The sequence below is a fragment of the Streptomyces sp. NPDC127084 genome (assembly GCF_042724175.1).
Lineage (GTDB): Bacteria > Actinomycetota > Actinomycetes > Streptomycetales > Streptomycetaceae > Streptomyces.
Genome location: NZ_JBHXFA010000013.1, coordinates 22,354 through 39,775, shown reverse-complemented (window position 1 = coordinate 39,775; position 17,422 = coordinate 22,354). Strand labels below are relative to the sequence as shown.

At 72.2% G+C, this 17,422-nt stretch carries 19 protein-coding genes; 11 read left to right on the top strand and 8 right to left on the bottom strand.

Annotated elements, in window-relative coordinates; genetic code table 11:
- Positions 1-115: 115 nt before the first annotated feature.
- From ACFWI9_RS05375 to ACFWI9_RS05360, 4 genes are all read left to right on the top strand, one after another.
- Positions 116-607: a hypothetical protein gene (locus ACFWI9_RS05375; protein WP_387159178.1), complete on the top strand. Its 492-nt coding sequence runs from the start codon at positions 116-118 to the stop codon at positions 605-607.
- Positions 604-1,254 carry a precorrin-8X methylmutase gene (locus ACFWI9_RS05370; RefSeq protein ID WP_387159177.1) on the top strand — a complete coding sequence of 217 codons (651 nt, stop codon included), beginning with the start codon at positions 604-606 and terminating at the stop codon, positions 1,252-1,254. Before ACFWI9_RS05375 ends, ACFWI9_RS05370 begins: the two co-directional genes overlap by 4 nt.
- On the top strand, positions 1,251-2,774 hold the full coding sequence (locus ACFWI9_RS05365; RefSeq protein ID WP_387159176.1) for a precorrin-2 C(20)-methyltransferase: 1,524 nt from the start codon (positions 1,251-1,253) through the stop codon (positions 2,772-2,774). The genes ACFWI9_RS05370 and ACFWI9_RS05365 overlap by 4 nt, the downstream gene beginning before the upstream one ends.
- A gap of 100 nt (positions 2,775-2,874) precedes the next feature.
- Positions 2,875-3,294 carry a VOC family protein gene (locus ACFWI9_RS05360; protein ID WP_387159175.1) on the top strand — a complete coding sequence of 140 codons (420 nt, stop codon included), beginning with the start codon at positions 2,875-2,877 and terminating at the stop codon, positions 3,292-3,294.
- A gap of 8 nt (positions 3,295-3,302) precedes the next feature.
- Here ACFWI9_RS05360 and ACFWI9_RS05355 read toward each other — a convergent pair whose 3' ends face one another.
- Positions 3,303-4,439, bottom strand: a complete 1,137-nt coding sequence (locus ACFWI9_RS05355) for a cobalt-precorrin-5B (C(1))-methyltransferase (RefSeq protein ID WP_387159174.1) — start codon at positions 4,437-4,439, stop codon at positions 3,303-3,305.
- An 11-nt stretch (positions 4,440-4,450) separates the two neighbouring features.
- On the opposite strand from ACFWI9_RS05355, the gene ACFWI9_RS05350 reads away from it, so the two are divergent.
- Positions 4,451-5,200, top strand: coding sequence for a cobalt-precorrin-6A reductase (locus ACFWI9_RS05350; RefSeq protein ID WP_387159173.1), 750 nt, complete (start codon positions 4,451-4,453; stop codon positions 5,198-5,200).
- Between the two features lie 59 nt (positions 5,201-5,259).
- Here the strand turns inward: ACFWI9_RS05350 and cobM are convergent, their stop codons facing one another.
- Both cobM and cbiE read right to left on the bottom strand, forming a co-directional pair.
- A complete protein-coding gene (cobM, locus tag ACFWI9_RS05345; protein ID WP_387159172.1) occupies positions 5,260-6,009 on the bottom strand; it encodes a precorrin-4 C(11)-methyltransferase in 750 nt (249 codons plus the stop codon).
- Entirely contained in the window at positions 6,006-7,211 is a 1,206-nt protein-coding gene (gene cbiE / locus ACFWI9_RS05340) for a precorrin-6y C5,15-methyltransferase (decarboxylating) subunit CbiE (protein ID WP_387159204.1), read from the bottom strand. Before cbiE ends, cobM begins: the two co-directional genes overlap by 4 nt.
- A gap of 368 nt (positions 7,212-7,579) precedes the next feature.
- On the opposite strand from cbiE, the gene ACFWI9_RS05335 reads away from it, so the two are divergent.
- Together ACFWI9_RS05335 and ACFWI9_RS05330 are read left to right on the top strand one after the other, a co-directional pair.
- On the top strand, positions 7,580-8,674 hold the full coding sequence (locus tag ACFWI9_RS05335) for an LLM class flavin-dependent oxidoreductase (RefSeq protein ID WP_387159171.1): 1,095 nt from the start codon (positions 7,580-7,582) through the stop codon (positions 8,672-8,674).
- Positions 8,675-8,676: 2 nt separating this feature from the next.
- On the top strand, positions 8,677-9,315 hold the full coding sequence (locus ACFWI9_RS05330; RefSeq protein WP_387159170.1) for an FMN reductase: 639 nt from the start codon (positions 8,677-8,679) through the stop codon (positions 9,313-9,315).
- A gap of 35 nt (positions 9,316-9,350) precedes the next feature.
- Here ACFWI9_RS05330 and ACFWI9_RS05325 read toward each other — a convergent pair whose 3' ends face one another.
- From ACFWI9_RS05325 to ACFWI9_RS05315, 3 genes are all read right to left on the bottom strand, one after another.
- Positions 9,351-10,214 (bottom strand): ABC transporter permease, encoded by an 864-nt coding sequence (locus ACFWI9_RS05325; RefSeq protein ID WP_387159169.1) that lies wholly within the window; start codon positions 10,212-10,214, stop codon positions 9,351-9,353.
- Positions 10,211-11,197: an ATP-binding cassette domain-containing protein gene (locus ACFWI9_RS05320; RefSeq protein WP_387159168.1), complete on the bottom strand. Its 987-nt coding sequence runs from the start codon at positions 11,195-11,197 to the stop codon at positions 10,211-10,213. Before ACFWI9_RS05320 ends, ACFWI9_RS05325 begins: the two co-directional genes overlap by 4 nt.
- A 305-nt stretch (positions 11,198-11,502) precedes the next feature.
- A complete protein-coding gene (locus ACFWI9_RS05315) occupies positions 11,503-11,883 on the bottom strand; it encodes a hypothetical protein (protein ID WP_387159167.1) in 381 nt (126 codons plus the stop codon).
- Between the two features lie 166 nt (positions 11,884-12,049).
- Between ACFWI9_RS05315 and ACFWI9_RS05310 the strand changes: the two genes are divergently transcribed.
- Positions 12,050-12,499, top strand: a complete 450-nt coding sequence (locus ACFWI9_RS05310) for a hypothetical protein (protein WP_387159166.1) — start codon at positions 12,050-12,052, stop codon at positions 12,497-12,499.
- 90 nt (positions 12,500-12,589) lie between these two features.
- Here the strand turns inward: ACFWI9_RS05310 and ACFWI9_RS05305 are convergent, their stop codons facing one another.
- Complete coding sequence (locus ACFWI9_RS05305) at positions 12,590-13,417, bottom strand: MBL fold metallo-hydrolase (RefSeq protein WP_387159164.1); 828 nt, start codon at positions 13,415-13,417, stop codon at positions 12,590-12,592.
- A gap of 257 nt (positions 13,418-13,674) precedes the next feature.
- Between ACFWI9_RS05305 and ACFWI9_RS05300 the strand changes: the two genes are divergently transcribed.
- The 3 genes from ACFWI9_RS05300 to ACFWI9_RS05290 all read left to right on the top strand — a co-directional run bounded on the left by ACFWI9_RS05300 (position 13,675) and on the right by ACFWI9_RS05290 (position 17,009).
- Positions 13,675-14,340 (top strand): TetR/AcrR family transcriptional regulator C-terminal domain-containing protein, encoded by a 666-nt coding sequence (locus ACFWI9_RS05300; protein WP_387159163.1) that lies wholly within the window; start codon positions 13,675-13,677, stop codon positions 14,338-14,340.
- Positions 14,341-14,424: 84 nt separating this feature from the next.
- Positions 14,425-14,904: an FxLYD domain-containing protein gene (locus ACFWI9_RS05295; RefSeq protein WP_387159162.1), complete on the top strand. Its 480-nt coding sequence runs from the start codon at positions 14,425-14,427 to the stop codon at positions 14,902-14,904.
- 233 nt (positions 14,905-15,137) lie between these two features.
- Positions 15,138-17,009: an FUSC family protein gene (locus ACFWI9_RS05290; protein ID WP_387159161.1), complete on the top strand. Its 1,872-nt coding sequence runs from the start codon at positions 15,138-15,140 to the stop codon at positions 17,007-17,009.
- Positions 17,010-17,028: 19 nt separating this feature from the next.
- Here ACFWI9_RS05290 and ACFWI9_RS05285 read toward each other — a convergent pair whose 3' ends face one another.
- Entirely contained in the window at positions 17,029-17,421 is a 393-nt protein-coding gene (locus ACFWI9_RS05285; RefSeq protein WP_387159160.1) for an RNA-binding S4 domain-containing protein, read from the bottom strand.
- Between the last annotated feature and the right edge of the window lies 1 nt (position 17,422).

Here is a 17,422-nt window from a genome sequence, read left to right as displayed (position 1 = left end):
GGGTGGTCGTGACGGGGGCGTGGGGGGGGGGGGGCGGGGGGGGTTGGTGATCAGGGGGGGCGGGGGGGGGGGGAGGCCCCCCCCGCCGCCGAGGACGGGGGCGGGGGGGGGGGGGGTGTCGGGGCCCCCGCCGCTCGGGCGTCTCACCGCCGCCCAGGCGCGGGCGCTGCTGCCCGCGCCCGCCGACGACATCCGGCTCACTCCATGGCGCGGCGTCGTCGTGGCCGGGTTCACGGACGCCGCCGCCGCGCGGGCGCGGCTGGACGCCCTCGGGCGGGCCGGGTTCGTCACCGGGACCGACTCACCCCGGTACGGGGTCGGCGCCTGCACCGGGCGGCCCGGCTGCGCCAAGTCCCTGGCCGACGTACGGGCCGACGCCGAGGCCACGCCGGTCGAGGGCCGGGGCCTGCCCGTTTACTGGTCCGGCTGCGAGCGGCGCTGCGGCCACCCGCAGGGGGCTTACGTGGACGTCGTGGCCACCCTGGACGGCACGTACCGGGTGAGCGTCCACGGCGACCCCACCCCGGCACCCGCACCCGCACTCGAATCCGAGTCCGGGTCCGGTGCCGCAGCCCGTACCGATTCCCTTACCTGTCCACCGAGATGAGCGAGAAGAAGACCGTGACCGTGTTCGACTACGAGAAGGACGGGGCGGAGATCTACCGCCAGTCCTTCGCCACCATCCGCGCCGAGGCCGACCTCGCCGCGCTCCCCGCCGACGTCAGCCAGGTCGCGGTGCGGATGATCCACGCCTGCGGCATGGTCGACCTCGTCCGTGATCTCGCGTACTCGCCCGGTGTGGTGGCCCGCGCCCGCGAGGCGCTGCGCGCCGGTGCGCCGATCCTGTGCGACGCGCAGATGGTCGCCAGCGGCGTCACCCGCAAGCGGCTGCCCGCCGGCAACGACGTGGTCTGCACGCTCTCCGACCCGAAGGTCCCGGCACTCGCCGCCGAGCTCGGCACCACCCGCAGCGCGGCGGCGCTCGAACTGTGGCGCGACCGGCTGGACGGCGCGGTCGTCGCCGTCGGCAACGCGCCCACCGCGCTGTTCCGGCTCCTGGAGATGATCGAGGAGGGGGCACCACGTCCGGCCGCCGTGATCGGAATCCCGGTGGGCTTCATAGGCGCGGCCGAGTCCAAGGACGCGCTGGCCGCGCACCCTTCGGGACTGGAACACCTGGTAGTACGCGGGCGGCGCGGCGGCAGTGCCATGGCCGCGGCGGCGATCAACGCGATGGCGAGTGAGGCGGAGTGAGCACGCAGACACAGGGCACCGGGCGGCTGTACGGGGTCGGGCTCGGCCCCGGCGACCCTTCGCTGATGACCCTCCGGGCCGTCGAGGTCATCGCGGAGGCGGATGTCGTGGCGTACCACTGCGCCCGGCACGGGCGTTCCATCGCCCGCTCGATCGTGGCGAAGCACCTGCGCTCCGACCATGTCGAGGAGCGCCTGATGTACCCGGTCACCACGGAGACCACCGACCACCCCGGCGGCTACCGGGGCGCGCTGGACGACTTCTACGAGGAGGCGGCGGCCCGGCTCGCGGCCCATCTCGACGCCGGCCGTACCGTCGCCGTGCTCGCCGAGGGCGACCCGCTGTTCTACGGCTCGTACCAGCACATGCACAAGCGGCTCGCGCACCGCTATCCGACCGAGGTCATCCCCGGCATCACCTCGGTGAGCGCGGCGGCGGCACGGCTCGGGGAGCCGCTGTGCGAAGCCGAGGAAGTCCTGACGATCATCCCGGGCACACTGCCCGAGGAGGAGCTGACGGCCCGGCTCGCCGCCACCGACTCGGCGGTGGTGATGAAGCTGGGGCGTACGTTCCCGGCGGTGCGGCGAGCGCTGCGGCGCGCAGGGCGGCTGGACGACGCGCGGTATGTCGAGCGGGCCACGATGGAGGGCGAGCGCACGGAGCGGCTGGCCGACGTGGACCCGGAGACGGTTCCGTACTTCTCGGTGGCGGTGCTGCCGAGCCGTATCGACCAGCGGCCTCCGGAGGACCGGCCGCGGGGCGAAGGCGAGGTCGTGGTGGTGGGCACGGGTCCCGCCGGACCGCTGTGGCTGACGCCGGAGAGCCGGGGAGCCCTGGCGTCGGCGGATGACCTGGTGGGCTACACGACCTATCTCGACCGGGTGCCGGTGCGCCCGGGCCAGCGGCGGCACGGCTCCGACAACAAGGTGGAGGCCGAACGCGCCGAGTTCGCCCTGGACCTCGCCCGGCGCGGGCGGCGGGTGGCGGTGGTCTCCGGCGGTGATCCGGGGGTGTTCGCGATGGCCACGGCGGTGCTGGAGGCGGCGTCCCAGGAGGCGTACGCGGACGTGCCGGTGCGGGTGCTGCCCGGGGTGACCGCGGCCAACGCGGCGGCGGCGCGGGCGGGTGCGCCGCTCGGCCATGACTACGCGACCATCTCGCTGTCCGACCGGCTCAAGCCCTGGGAGGTCATCGCGGGACGGCTGCGGGCCGCGGCGGACGCGGATCTCGTACTGGCCCTGTACAACCCGGGCTCGCGCAGCCGTACATGGCAGGTGGCGAAGGCCCGCGAGCTGCTGCTGGAGCACCGGGCGCCGGACACCCCGGTGGTCGTGGCGCGCGACGTGGGCGGTCCCGAGGAGAGCGTGACGATCGTACGGCTGGTGGACCTGGATCCGGCGGTGGTCGACATGCGGACGCTGCTGCTGGTGGGTTCGTCGCAGACGCGTACGGCCACCCGTGGGCCGGCGGGACCGGGAGCGCCGCGGATCGCCTGGACGCCGCGCACGTACCCCGGATAGCCGCCCCACCTGGGGCGCGGCGCGGGGTACGGAGCGTTGTCAGTGCCCGCGGCTAGTCTGCGGACATCGACTGGTGCTCCACTTCTGGAGGTTGGTTCCCATGGCCTCGCGCCTCAACCCGTATCTCAGCTTCAACGGCGACGCCCGGCAGGCAATGGAGTTCTACAAGGAGGTGCTCGGCGGCACGCTGGTGATGCACACCTACGGTGAGTCGGGCGGCGGCGAGCCCGGCACACCGCAGGGCGACAACATCATGCACGCCATGCTGGAGACCCCGAGCGGCTTCACGCTGATGGGCGCCGACGCCCCGCCCGGGATGCCGCACACGGCGGGCAACAACTTCTCGGTGAGCCTCAGCGGCGACGATGACGCCGAGCTGCGCGGCTACTGGGACAAGCTGTCCGGCGCGGGCTCGGTGGCGGTGCCGCTGGAGAAGCAGATGTGGGGCGATGTGTTCGGCATGTGCACGGACCGGTTCGGTATCCCGTGGATGGTCAACATCACCGAGGGACAGGGCTGACGCCTCGCTCAGCCATCCCGCGGGCCTCTCGGTGAGGACCGCCCCACCACCGTCCCGGCGCGGTCGATGCACACCACGTCGACCGTGACGGGGGCGCCCCGCAGTACCCCGAGGGCCTGGTCGCGGGCGGTCGCGGCCACCAGGTCGCCCAGCGGGACGCCCTGAGCCGCGCACAGTTGGAGGGCGGCGAGTCCGGTGTTGGCGGACGCCACCTGGGCCGTGAGGTCCTCGTCGGCGCCGGCGGCCCTGGCCAGGTCGGCCAGGAAGCCCTTGTCGACCTGGGAGCGGGCGGAGTGCAGGTCGAGATGGCCTGCCGCCAGCTTCGACAGCTTGGCGAAGCCCCCGCAGACGGTCAGCCGTTCGACCGGGTGCCGGCGTACGTACTTGAGCACAGCGCCCGCGAAGTCCCCCATGTCGAGCAGGGCGTCCTCGGGGAGGTCGTACAGCGAGACCACGGTCTTCTCGGATGTGGAGCCCGTGCAGCCCGCCAGGTGCGTGCGGCCCGCCGCTCGCGCCACGTCCACACCCCGGCGGATCGAGTCGATCCACGCCGAGCAGGAGTACGGCACGACGATCCCCGTCGTGCCCAGAATGGACAGCCCGCCCAGGATGCCCAGGCGCGGGTTCCAGGTGGAGCGGGCGATCTCCTCGCCGTGGTCGACGGAGACGGTGATCTCGACATCACCGGTGCCGCCGTGCCGTGCGGCGGTGAGCGCGATGTGGTCGCGCATCATCTGGCGCGGTACGGGGTTGATCGCGGGCTCCCCGACATCGAGGGGCAGCCCGGGGCGGGTGACGGTGCCCACGCCGGTTCCGGCGCGGAAGACCACACCCGAGCCGGGCGGCAGGATGCGCGCGGTCGCGCGGACCAGGGCGCCGTGGGTGACGTCGGGGTCGTCCCCCGCGTCCTTCACCACCCCCGCCATGGCGCGCCCATCCGCGAGCTCCTCCACCGCGAGGGCGAACGCGGGGGTCTGCCCCTTCGGCAGCGTGATCGTCACCGGGTCGGGGAAGTCACCGGTCAGCAGCGCGGTGTACGCGGCGGTCGTGGCCGCGGTCGCACAGGCACCGGTGGTCCAGCCGGGCCGCAGACCGGTGTGCTTGAGTTGGGCGCCGCGCCCTCCCACGGGTGCGGGTTCACTCATGGAGGTCCCCCGTGCACGTCCTGATCCTCGGCGGTACGACGGAGGCGCGCGCCCTCGCCGAGTCGCTGCACGCTCGCGGGGAGCGGGTGACGACCTCGCTCGCGGGCCGGGTCGCGGCACCGAGGCTGCCCAGCGGCGAGGTGCGGATCGGCGGTTTCGGCGGGACCGAGGGCCTCACCGTGTGGCTGCGGGAGCAGCGGGTGGAGGTGCTCATCGACGCCACCCATCCTTTCGCCGGGACCATCAGTTTCAACGCGGCGCGAGCCGCCGACCAGGCCCATGTTCCCCTGCTCGCGCTGCGCCGCCCCGGCTGGGTCCCCGGCGAGGGCGACGACTGGCACCTGGTGGACTCACTCCCGCAGGCCGCGGACGCCCTGTCCGGCCTGGGCGAGCGGGTCTTCCTCACCACGGGGCGCATGGGCCTGGCGTCCTTCGCCCACCTGGACACCCTGTGGTTCCTGGTCCGCTCGGTGGACGCCCCGGAGCCCCCGTTCCCGCCTCGTATGGAGGTACTGCTGGACCGGGGCCCGTTCACCCTGGAGTCCGAGCGGGAGCTGCTGCGCCGCCACGGAATCGAGGTCCTGGTCACCAAGGACAGCGGCGCGGCGGCGACGGCCCCCAAACTGACCGCCGCCCGCGAGGCGGGCATCCCGGTGGTGCTGGTCCGCCGCCCACCGGTCCCCGAAGGGGTGCCGGTGGCGGCGACGGTGGAGGAGGCGGTGAGCTGGGCGTACGCGGACCTGGAGCGCGGACGACGCTGACCGCACCCGCACGGCGACACTGACCGCACCCGCACCCGCACCGGCTCCCGGGAGGAACCTCAGCAGACGTGGCGCTCGCGGGCCGGGTCGTACAGGTGGCTGTCCCGGAACTGCGAAGCCCCCAGCGTGCGGCCGACGATGATCACCGCCGTCTTGGTGATGCCCGCCTCCTTCGTCTGCTCCGCGATGTCCTCCAGCGTGCCCCGCAGCACCACCTCGTCGGGGCGGCTCGCCATCGCGACGACCGCCGCGGGGCAGTCCGGGCCGTAGTGCGGCAGCAGCTCCGCCACGACGCGGTCGACGTAGCGGGCCGCGAGGTGCAGTACGAGGAGGGCGCCGCTGCGGCCGAGGGTGGCGAGGTCCTCGCCGGGGGGCATCGGAGTCGCCTGCTGGGCGATGCGGGTCAGGATGACGGTCTGGCCGACGGTGGGCACGGTCAGTTCGCGCTTCAGCGCGGCAGCCGCGGCGGCGAAGGCCGGGACGCCGGGGACGACCTCGTAGGGGATTCCCAGCGCGTCGAGCCTGCGCATCTGTTCGGCGACGGCGCTGAAGACCGAGGGGTCTCCGGAGTGCAGCCGGGCCACGTCGTGGCCCTGCTCGTGGGCACGGACGATCTCGGCGATGATCTGGTCCAGGTCGAGCTGCGCGGTGTCGACCAGGCGGGCGTCCGGCGGGCACTCGGCCAGCAGTTCGCGGGGGACGAGGGAGCCGGCGTACAGGCAGACCTGGCACGCGGCGAGCGTCCGTGCCCCGCGGACCGTGATCAGGTCGGCGGCACCGGGGCCTGCGCCGATGAAGTGGACGGTCATGAGGGTTCAGCTCCTGGCTTGGTGACGGTGACGGACCACTGGGTGACGGGCATCGCCTGGCGCCAGCCGGTGAACGTGCCGACGGGCACGGCGTGCGCCACGGCGAGCCGCACCAACTCGCCCCCATGGCGCCGGTACCAGTCCGCGAGTAGCGCCTCGGACTCCAGCGTCACGGTGTTGGCGACGAGCCTGCCGCCCACCGGGAGCGCTTCCCAGCAGGCTTCCAGCAGCCCCGGCGCGGTGAGCCCGCCGCCGATGAACACCGCGTCGGGGGCGGGCAGCCCGGCCAGACCGGACGGCGCGGCGGCGGTGACGACCCGCAGTCCGGGCACGCCGAGCGCCTCGGCGTTGCGGCCGATACGGGCGGCCCGTACCGGGTCGCGCTCGACCGTGATCGCCCGGCAGGTGCGGTGTGTACGCATCCACTCGACGGCGATCGAACCGGAGCCGCCGCCGATGTCCCAGAGCAGTTCTCCGGGCGCGGGCGCGAGCGCCGCCAGGGTCGCGGCGCGGACATGGCGCTTGGTGAGCTGGCCGTCGTTCTCGTACGCCTCGTCCGGCAGTCCGGGCGCGGCGGACAGCCGCAGCGCGCCGGGCGCGCGTACGCATTCGACGGCGACGATGTTGAGCGGGTCGCCCGGGGGGTGCTCCCAGTCGTCGGCGGTGCCGCTGACCTGGGCCTCGCGCGGGGATCCGAGCTGTTCGATCACCCGTATCCGGCTGGGCCCGTAGCCGCGTTCGCAGAGCAGCCCGGCGACTTCGGCTGGTGTCGCGGCCCCCGCGCTGAGCACCAGCAGCCGGCGCCCGTGGTGCAGTGCGGCGGTGAGCGAGGCCAGGGGGCGGCCGACCAGGGTCACGGTCTCGGTGTCCTCCAGCGGCCAGCCGAGCCGGGCGCAGGCATACGACACGGACGACGGGTGCGGCAGCACGCGCAGGGCGTCCGCGCCGAGTTCTTCGGCGAGCGCCCGGCCGATCCCGTAGAACATCGGGTCACCGCTGGCCAGCACCGCGATCCGGCGCCCGGCATACGCGGTGAGCAGTCCGGGCACGGCGGGGCGCAACGGCGAGGGCCACGACACGCGTTTCCCACCGCACTCGGCGGGCAGCAGCGCGAGCTGGCGCTCACCGCCGATGAGGACCTCGGCTTCGCTCAGGGCCGCCCGGGTCACCTCGGGAAGCCCGCTCCAGCCGTCGGCGCCGATACCGGCGACCGTGACGGGTGCGGAGGTGCGGCGCTGGTGGAGGTGGGGGCCGGGGTCGGGGTCGGAGACGGGGTCGGAGCTCACGGACGGGACTCTACTGTTCCAGGCTCGGAGCTCCGTACGGGTGTTCCCACCTGCCCCCGGGCGGGGACCAATGCCGGCTGACGGTCCCGCGCCGCGACCGGCCGTGGGAATGCGGGAGTAATGGAGTCCCTGACCCGGAGGGAGCGAGGCGTATGGCCACCGCGCCTCCTGACTACGCCGACGCATCGATCCCGAGCGCGCCAGGCGGAATAGAACCCGGGTCTCCGCCGTTCCAGGTGACAGTTTAAGATTCAACCAAGCTGTCGACATTGGAGGCGAGCGCGATGCAGTTCGGGATCTTCACCGTCGGTGATGTCACCACCGATCCCACCAACGGCCGCACCCCGAGCGAGCACGAGCGGATCAAGGCGACGGTCGCCATCGCGCTCAAGGCCGAGGAGGTCGGGCTCGATGTCTTCGCGACCGGCGAGCACCACAACCCGCCGTTCGTGCCCTCATCGCCCACCACCCTGCTGGGGCATATCGCGGCGCGCACCGAGAACCTGATCCTGTCCACGTCCACGACGCTGATCACGACCAACGACCCGGTGAAGATCGCCGAGGACTACGCCTACCTCCAGCACCTGGCCGACGGCCGCGTCGACCTGATGATGGGGCGCGGCAACACCGGACCGGTGTACCCGTGGTTCGGGCAGGACATCCGGCAGGGCATCCCGCTCGCCATCGAGAACTACGCGCTTCTCCACAAGCTGTGGAGGGAGGACGTGGTGGACTGGGAAGGCCGGTTCCGCTCCCCGCTCCAGGGCTTCACCGCCACCCCGCGCCCACTGGACGGCGTCCCGCCTTTCGTGTGGCACGGGTCCATCCGCTCGCCCGAGATCGCCGAGCAGGCCGCGTACTACGGCGACGGCTTCTTCCACAACAACATCTTCTGGCCCATGGAGCACACCCAGCGCATGGTGGCGCTCTACCGGAAGCGGTTCGCGCACTACGGCCACGGAACAGCCGAGGAAGCCATCGTCGGGCTCGGCGGCCAGGTGTTCATGCGGAAGAACTCGCAGGACGCGGTACGGGAGTTCCGCCCGTACTTCGACAACGCGCCGGTCTACGGGCACGGGCCCTCGCTGGAGGAGTTCACCGAGCAGACCCCGCTGACCGTGGGCTCCCCGCAGCAGGTCATCGAACGGACCCTGGGCTTCCGGGCCGCCGTGGGCGACTACCAGCGCCAGCTCTTCCTGATGGACCACGCCGGGCTGCCGCTCAAGACCGTGCTGGAGCAGTTGGACATCCTCGGCGAGGAGGTCGTACCGGTGCTGCGCAAGGAGTTCGCGAACCTGCGGCCCGCCGGGGTGCCGGAGGCACCGCTGCACCCGGCCGTCGCCGCCCGGCGTGCCACTACTTCCAGCCTGGAGGCCTGACCATGGAACGGGAGCAGTTGAAGCTCGTCGCCGTATCGGCCGGACTGAGCAGCCCCTCGTCGACCCGGCTGCTCGCGGACCGGCTGGCCGAGGCCGCGCAGCGCGAGCTGGCGGAACGGGACCGCAAGGTCGAGGTCCAGGTCATCGAGCTGCGCGACCTGGCCGTCGCCATCGCCAACCATCTCGTCACCGGGTTTCCGCCGCCCCCGCTGGCGTCAGCGATCGACGCGGTGACGGGGGCGGACGGGCTGATCGCGGTCACCCCGGTGTTCACGGCCTCGTACAGCGGGCTGTTCAAGTCCTTCTTCGATCTGGTGGAGCCGACCGCCCTGACCGGGAAGCCCGTGCTGATCGGGGCGACCGGCGGCACGGCACGCCACTCGCTGGTGCTCGACCACGCCCTGCGCCCGCTGTTCGCCTATCTGCGGGCGCTGGTCGCGCCGACCGCCGTGTACGCGGCGTCGGAGGACTGGGGCTCGGGCGGGGACGAGTACACCGAGGGCCTGCCCGCCCGGATACGGCGGGCGGGCGAGGAGCTGGCCGGGCTGATGGCCGCCCGGCCGCCCCGGGACACGGAAGCGGAAGCGGACGCCGAGCTGACCGAGTTCGAGCGGCAGATCGCCGGACTGCGATTCGGCTGACCGGCGGCCTCGACCGACCAGCCGCCCGCCCCCGCCTACTTGCGGTTGTACAGACGCATCGTGACCGCGCCGAAGACGGTCACGAACAACGCAGACCAGCCCAGTGTCCAGCCGATCTCCACCGCCGGCCACTCACCCGCCATCAGCTCCCGTACGGCGGTGGCGAGGTGTGTGACCGGGCTGTTGTTGACGAACGCCTGCAACCAGCCGGGCATGGTCCGCGGGTCCACGAACACGTTGCTGAGGAAGGTCAGCGGGAAGATCACCATCATGCTGACGCCCATCACCGACTTCTCGGTGCGCAGCAGCAGCCCGAACATCGTCCAGATCCAGGAGAACGCGAACGAGAACAGCATCAGCAGCGCGACACCGAGCAGCACCCCCACCACGCCGCCGTCCGGCCGGTAGCCGATCAGCATGCCGACACCGATCATCACCACCGAAGCGATGAAGTAGCGCACGAGATCGCCCAGCAGATAGCCGACCATCGGGGCCGGGCGCCAGATCGGCAGGGTGCGGAAGCGGTCGAAGACGCCCTTCTCGATATCGGTGTTGACCGCGACGCCGGTGTACATGGTGATCATCACGACGCTCATCACCAGGATTCCCGGCAGCAGGAACTGGATGTACGCGTCCGCCGAACCGGCCAGCGCCCCTCCGAAGAGGTACGTGTACATCAGCACCATCATGATCGGGAACGCGGTGACGTCGAACAGCTGCTCAGGGACGTGCTTGATCTTGAGCATGGCCCGCCAGCCGAAGGTGAGCGAGGCCGAGAGCGCGCTCGGCCGCGGGGGCCGCTCCCTGCCCACGAGCAGGGCGGCCAGGTCCTCGGTCCTTGGCGCGGCGAAGGTGAGGTCGTCGGAGTCGTTGGGGACTTTGGCGGCGACGGTGCTCATGCGACGGCCTCCTTGCTGCCCGTGCTGTCCGTGTCGGTGAGGGCGAGGAAGACCTCGTCCAGACTGGGCTGGCCCAGCGCGAAGGTGTCCACGGTGATCCCCGCCCTGGCCAGCTCCGAAAGCGCCCGGGCCGCCTGCTCCGCCGCACCCTGCTCCGTACCGTGCCCGTCCACTCTTGCCGTGAGGGCGAGCGGGTCCGGATCGAGCTGTACGGGCGCGTCGAGCGCGAGAGCGAGGATGCGCTCGGCATCCTCGCGCTGGCCTGCGTCGCGCAGCCGCAGGTGCACGGCGCCGGAGCCGACGGAAGCCTTGAGCTCCCCCTTGGTGCCCTCGGCGATCACCCTGCCGTGGTCGATGACCGCGATCCTGGACGCGAGCTGGTCGGCCTCGTCCAGGTACTGCGTGGTCAGTAGCACCGTGGTGCCCTGCGACACGACAGCCCTGACGATGTCCCAGACCTGGTTGCGGCTGCGTGGGTCGAGGCCGGTGGTCGGCTCGTCGAGGAACAGCAGGTCCGGGGTGTTGAGGATGGACGCGGCGATGTCGATCCGGCGCCGCATACCGCCCGAGTACTGCTTCACCTGCCGTCCCGCCGCCTCGGCGAGCCCGAAGGCCTCCAGCAACTGCGCGGCCCGCTCACGGGCGGCGGCCTTGCCGTGCCCCAGCAGCCTGCCGAGCAGCAGCAGGTTCTCGGTGCCGGTGAGGTCCTCGTCCACGGATGCGTACTGCCCGGTGAGGCTGACCCGGCTGCGTACCGCGTCCGCTTCCGTCAGCACGTCCCTGCCGAACACCCGGGCCTGCCCCCCGTCCGGTCTGAGCAGGGTGGCCAGCACCTTCACGGTGGTGGTCTTGCCCGCGCCGTTCGGCCCGAGCAGTCCGTAGACGGTCCCGGCCGGCACCCGGAGGTCGACACCGTCGACGGCCCGGTTCTCCCCGAACGTCTTCACCAGGCCCGTCGTCTCGATGGCCAGATCTGCGGTCATGCGTCGTTCCTTTGTCACTGCCGCCCCTGCGGTGGCTCACACGCGTACGGATACAGACCGGCGCCGCCCCGAAAATCCCACCGCCGACTGGCAGGAGGAGTGACGGGGAGCGGACGAATGCCGACACTCCACCACAAGAAACACGCCAGGACCATGTCTCGCGCATAACAACAACGCGGCGGAATGCGTGCAGTGGACACGGAAGAGGCACCGCTCCCCGCCACCGGGGCAGCCCTGCGCCAGGCGACACGAATGCGCCCCGCCCGGAAGAGTCCCGGGCGGGGGCGCATCGGCGCGGTGTGGGCTCAGTCCTCGTGCGTGTAGAAGAAGTAGAACGTGACGATGAGCGTGCCGACCGCCAGGGCCAGGGCCAGGACCGTCACCGTGAGGACGCTGCGCCCGCTCAGGCTGTACAGATAGCCGACCGAGATCCCCACGAGTGCCGCGTACGCCGCCGCGCGGAGCTCGCGCGGCAGGGCGGACTGGTAGCGGCCCAGTACGAAGCAGAGTGCGGCGAACACCGCGCCGGAGACGAAGCCGATCACCAGCTGGCCGCCGACGGACTCGCCCGCCTCGCGTGCCATGAAGGACGTGTAGAAGCCGTAGGCGACGCCCAGGGTGAGCGGCAGCGCCCATCCGAGAGTGCCGTGGTGGTGCCGCGCCGGCACCACTGCGTGTGCGGCCATGGCTGAACTCCTTCCGCTCCCCGGGGCCACCCCCTCTTGTCCTCTTGTTCCCCCTACCGTCTGCCCGCAGGGCAGGAGCGGCAAGTGGAGCGGCGCGTCCCCCGAATGGCTCAACCGAAATGCGCCGCATGTCGCAGATGTAACCCATTCGCCGCATGCTGGCGCCATGAGCCAGAACACTGCACCCCAGAACGAGACCACCCCGCGGAACCCCGGGCCGGGCACCGGCAAGGACGCCTGGTCGGGCGGCGGCACACTGTTCGCCGGTGTGCTGCTCTCGGTGGTCGGCATCATCGACATCATCGAGGGCATCGCCGCGATAGCCGAGGACACGGTCTACGCCCGGGTCGGCGGCTACATCTACTCCTTCAACCTCACCGGCTGGGGCTGGATCCACCTCATCCTCGGCGTCGTCCTCGCCGTGACGGGCTGGGGAATCCTCAAGAACGCCGAGTGGGCCAAGATCGCCGGTATCGCGCTGGCGTCGCTGAACATCATCGCCCAGTTCCTGTTCCTGCCCTACCAGCCGGTCTGGGCGATCGTCATCATGGCCATCTCGGTCTTCGTGATCTGGGCGCTGGCACACGAGAGGTCGCGCACCTCGGCGACCACCTGACACCGCCGTCGGCGAACCCCGCTGCCGGTGGACCCCACCCCGCCCTGGCCGTACCCCTACCCGTACGGCCGGGGCGGGGGCGCGCCCGCCCTACGCGCGGTCCGACAGCAGGTCGAACTCCTGCGCGTCACGCGACGAGAAGACACGGATCAGCCGCGGATGCGCCCTGCGCAAGGCGACCAGCCGCTCCAACTGGTCGAGCCGCATCGGGTGGTCGTCCGCCATCATCCGCTGGTGCAGCGCCAACGGGCGCGGGCAGCGCCGGCGCCTGAGGTCGATCTCGCCGTGGAAGGCGTACGCGTCCCCCGCGTGCAGCAGCCAGCGGTTCTGCTGCTGGACCGCGACGGCGCAGTGACCGCGGGTATGGCCGGGCAGTGGCACCAGCAGGATGTCCGGGGCGCGCATGACCCTCGACGCGGGGAAGCCGAACCACATCGAGTCGGCGGTGTCATGGACGACCCAGTCGACACCGTGGGCCCACTGGGCGGGAAGGTACCGGGCGGCCTCCAGCCTGGTGTCGCGGCGCATCGCGGCGCGGTACTCGTCGGCCATGACATGGACCCTGGCGTGCGGGAAGTCGGCGAGCCCTCCGGCGTGGTCCGGATCAAGGTGGGTCAGCACGATGTCCTGGACGTCGTACGGGTCGTAGCCGAGCGCCCGCACCTGATGGGCTGCCGTGCGCGCCAGGTCGAGCTCGGGGCGCATCGTGTGGCGGAACAGTCCGCCGAGCCGCCGCGGGTCCGACACCTCGGCCGCGCCGAGGCCGGTGTCGACCAGTACGAGACCGCTGCCGGTGGCTATCAGCAGGCAGTGCGAGACAAGGGGGATACCGCCGATGGGGCGCATGGGCGCGCAGTCGAGATGGTGCACGGTCAGGGACGAGCGCCGCTGCCGAAGGGTGGTGGTGCTCACGGACATGTGGGTCTCCTGCGGCCAGGGGGAGACCCGGCGAGGGGCCGGGCTGGAAGAAACGGCGGGGAGGCGACGGCGGGAAGGGGAGGATGGTGGCCGTACGGAACGGGTGCGCCGCTGCGACGGCTTACACCGTAAGTACGAGACAGGAGCGAAGCACCTACGCTGTAAGCCGTCAAGCGTTACCGCGCGTAGCCACCCGAAAGAGAGTGACCGCCATGGCGCAGGAACCTCGACACGAACTCCCGCCCCATCGTGAACCGTTGACACGGGAGAGAATCGTCGCGGCCGCGCTGGTGATCATCGACGAGGAGGGCGTGGACGGTCTGTCCATGCGGCGCATCGCGGCCAGGCTCGGCGTACAGGCGATGTCGCTCTACAACCATGTGCGGAGCAAGGCCGACATCCTCGACGGCGTCACCGAATACATCACGGACCGGATGCGGATGCCGACCCGGATGAGCGGCGGCTGGGAGGAGGGCGTGCGCACCCTCTCGCACACGTTCCGCGAGGCGGCGCTTCGCCACCCGCGCGCCGGAGAGCTCGCCCTGACCCGCCAGCTCTCCACCCCCACCGCGCTGGCACCCGTCGACACCATGCTCGCGATGCTGCTCGACCACGGCTTCGACGAGGCCACCGCGGTACATGTGCTGCGGCTGTTCGTCTCGTTCCAGGTCGGCTCGCTGCTGCGGGAGATCCATACGGCACCACCGCCCCAGGACCACGGCCAGGAGCGCGACCGCGCCGAGGTGGAGCGGGCCAGGACCGCCTACTTCGCGGAGGCGGGGTTCCCCGCGGTGGCCAAGGTCGCGCCGATCCTCGCGGTCAACGACCACGACGCGGAGTTCGCGTTCGGTGTCGAGTTGCTGATCGGCGCCCTGCGGACGCTCGCACCCGCCCGGGGCACGACGAGCAAGGACGCCTCCTAGGCCCTCCTGGCTGGTCCCGCCCGGCGGTCCCTCCCGGACTGCGCCAAGTGGCCGAACGTGCCCGCCGGGCGCACTCTGGGCCGTATGAGATCGTCTCGTGGCACTCGTGACCCCCATGACACCCGTGGCCCCCGCAACGCACTCATCCGCAACGCACTCATCGCCGCCGCCCTGATCGCCGGTGTGCTCACCGGCTGCTCGTCCGACAACGGCGAGACCCCCGCGTCGGCGGCGTCCAAGGCAAGCGACCTCATCGCGTCCGCCACCGCCAAGCTGTCCGACATCCAGGGCGGCTTCGATGTCACGGGCGATGTGAAGGCCGGCAGCACCGCGAACGAGAACGGCCGGGCCGTCGCCGAGATCACGGCGACCAACAACTCCAGCAGTACGGCCGACTTCACGGTCCAGGTCAACTTCAAGGACTCCGACGGCAATCTGCTCGACGCCGTGGTCGTGAACATCGACGGCGTCCCGGCAGGCGGCACCAAGTCGGCCGACGCGCGCAGCAACCGCGACCTGTCGGGCACCCCGCCGGCCGAGATCGCCCGCGCCGTGCGGCACTGACGCCGGGCCCCGGCCCAGGCACAGGCCCACGACACCACGGCGGCTGACCGGTGGCGCCCCGCAAGCGACCGACCCCGCGACTGAGCACCCGTCTGAACACGTGTCTGGGCAAGAAGCGTCTGACCGCGCTTCCGTCCCCGCGGCGTCTGTCCCCGCCCCCCTGGCTGGTCCGCAGCCTGCGCCCGCGGCCCGCGCCGGTCCCGTGGGCCGCTGTCGCGCGCGCCTCCATCGGGATGTCCGCCCCGCTCGCGGCCGGCTTCGCCACCGGACAGGTGGCGTACGGGGCGCTGGTGGCGATGGGCGCGCTGTCCGGGGTGATCGGCGACACCGCCGACGCGTACCGGATGCGGGTGTTCAACATCGCCGTACCCCAGGCGTTCGGCGCGGTCGGTGTCACCGTCGGCACCCTGGTGTACGACCGGGGCTGGCTCGCGGTCGGCGTGCTCACCCTGGTCGCGCTGGTGTCCGGGATGATCTCCTCGATCGGCGCGGTCGCCTCCGTATCCGGGCTGCTGCTCCTGCTCGACGCCGTGATCGGCGCCGGTATCCCGCTGCCGAGCCCCTGGTGGACGGCACCGCTGCTGCTGAGCGTCGGCGGTCTGTTCGTACTCGCCCTCGCCCTGCTCGGCTGGCCGCTGCGCGGCGGGGTGCCGGAGCGTGCCGCGGTGGCCGCCGCCTATCGCGCCATCGCCGACCAGCTCGCCGCCTCGGGCGAGCCCGCCGACGACGACGCCTACGACACCCGGCGGCACGCGGTGACCGCCGCGCTCAACGCCTCGTACGACCTCGTGCTCGGCCGCCGTACCCGCGACCACGGCCACAACCCCTCACTGGTACGGCTGCTCGCCCAGCTCAACGCGCTGGTACCGGTGGTCGAAGCCGCCCCGGCGGCGCGTATGGCGGGGCATCCGCTGCCCGCCGCGGTACCCGACGCCGTACGCTCCCTCGCGGACGACGTCGAACAGGGCCGCCACACCGGCGCCGCCGCCCTGGAACTGCCGCCTCCGCGCACCCCGTCCGAACGGGCCGTGGACGACGCCGTACGGCACGCGGCCAAGGTCGTGCACGAGGCCGACATCGATCCCTACCGGGCCGAGGAGCAGCTCGGCGACCTCGACCGCCTGGGCCGTCCCGCCGCACTCGGCGTCCGGGCCAGACGCACCACACGCTATGTGCTGCTGTCGGGAGCCTCCTGGCGCTACGGTCTGCGGCTCGCGCTCTGCATCGGCCTGGCCCAGGCCCTGGTCTCGCTGGTGCCCCTGGACCGCTCGTACTGGGTGGCGCTCACCGTCACCTTCGTCCTGAAACCGGACTTCGGCTCGGTCTTCTCACGTGCGGTGCTGCGCGCGGTGGGCACCGCGGCAGGACTGGTGGTCGCGACCGTGGTCCTCGCCGAGGTGCCGCGCGGCTGGGCGTACGTGCCGGTGATGATGGTGCTGGCCGCGCTGATCCCGGCGTTCACCGTCAAGGGCTACGCCTTCCAGACCGCCGCGATCACCCCCGCCATCCTGCTGCTGTCCGACCTGCTCAACCACGAGGGCACCGGTCTGCTGCTGCCCCGCCTGGTGGACAGCCTGATCGGATGTGCGATCGCACTGCTCGCGGGGTATCTGCTGTGGCCGGAGAGCTGGCACACCCGCGTCGGCGACCGGCTGGCGGACGCGGTCGACCACGCGGCGCACTATGTGGAGCTGTCCTTCACCCCCGCCGCCGACCCCGTGGCCGACCCGGGCGCCCAGGAACGCTCACGGCGCAGGCTCTACCGGGATCTGTCGGGCGTCCGCTGCGAGTTCCAGCGCGCCCTCACCGAGCCCCCGCCGACCGGTACCCGCGCCGCCGCCTGGTGGCCGCTGGCCGTCGCCATGGAGCGGGTCGCCGACGCGACGACGGCCGCCAGGGTACGGGTGAACCAGGGCGCCGCCGCTCCGGCGCCCGGCGAGGTCACGGCCATCGTGCACGAGCTGCGGGAACTGGCGGCGGGGCTGCGGACCAGCGACGAGCTGTACGAGGTCAGGGTGAATCTGCGCGGCTCCGAAGAGAGCGTGCTGTCCCCGCTCCGGCACGAGGTGGCGGCGGCCCGCGCCATCGCCTCGCCGCGTACCTGATCGCGCCACCGGACGGCGCCTACCCCTGGCGGCCCTGCAACCGGTCCATCTCGCGCCGGTCGCGCTTCGTCGGGCGGCCCGCGCCCCGGTCCCGTACGCCCATCGGGGCCGCGAATTCGCGGGGCGGGGGCGGCGGTGTGTTGTCCACGTAGCACTGCACCGCCACCGGAGCGCCGACGCGCTTGCGGATCAGGCGGGAGACGACCACGATCCGCTCGTGGCCGGCGTGGAACAGCCGCACCTCGTCGCCGGGCCGCAGGGCCTGCGCCGGCTTGACGCGTTCACCGTTCACCCGGACATGACCGCCGCGGCAGGCGGTCGCCGCCTGTGAGCGGGTCTTGGTGAGCCGTACGGACCAGATCCAGCTGTCCACCCGTACCGCGCCGCCACCGGTGCCATCCTCCTCAGCCATG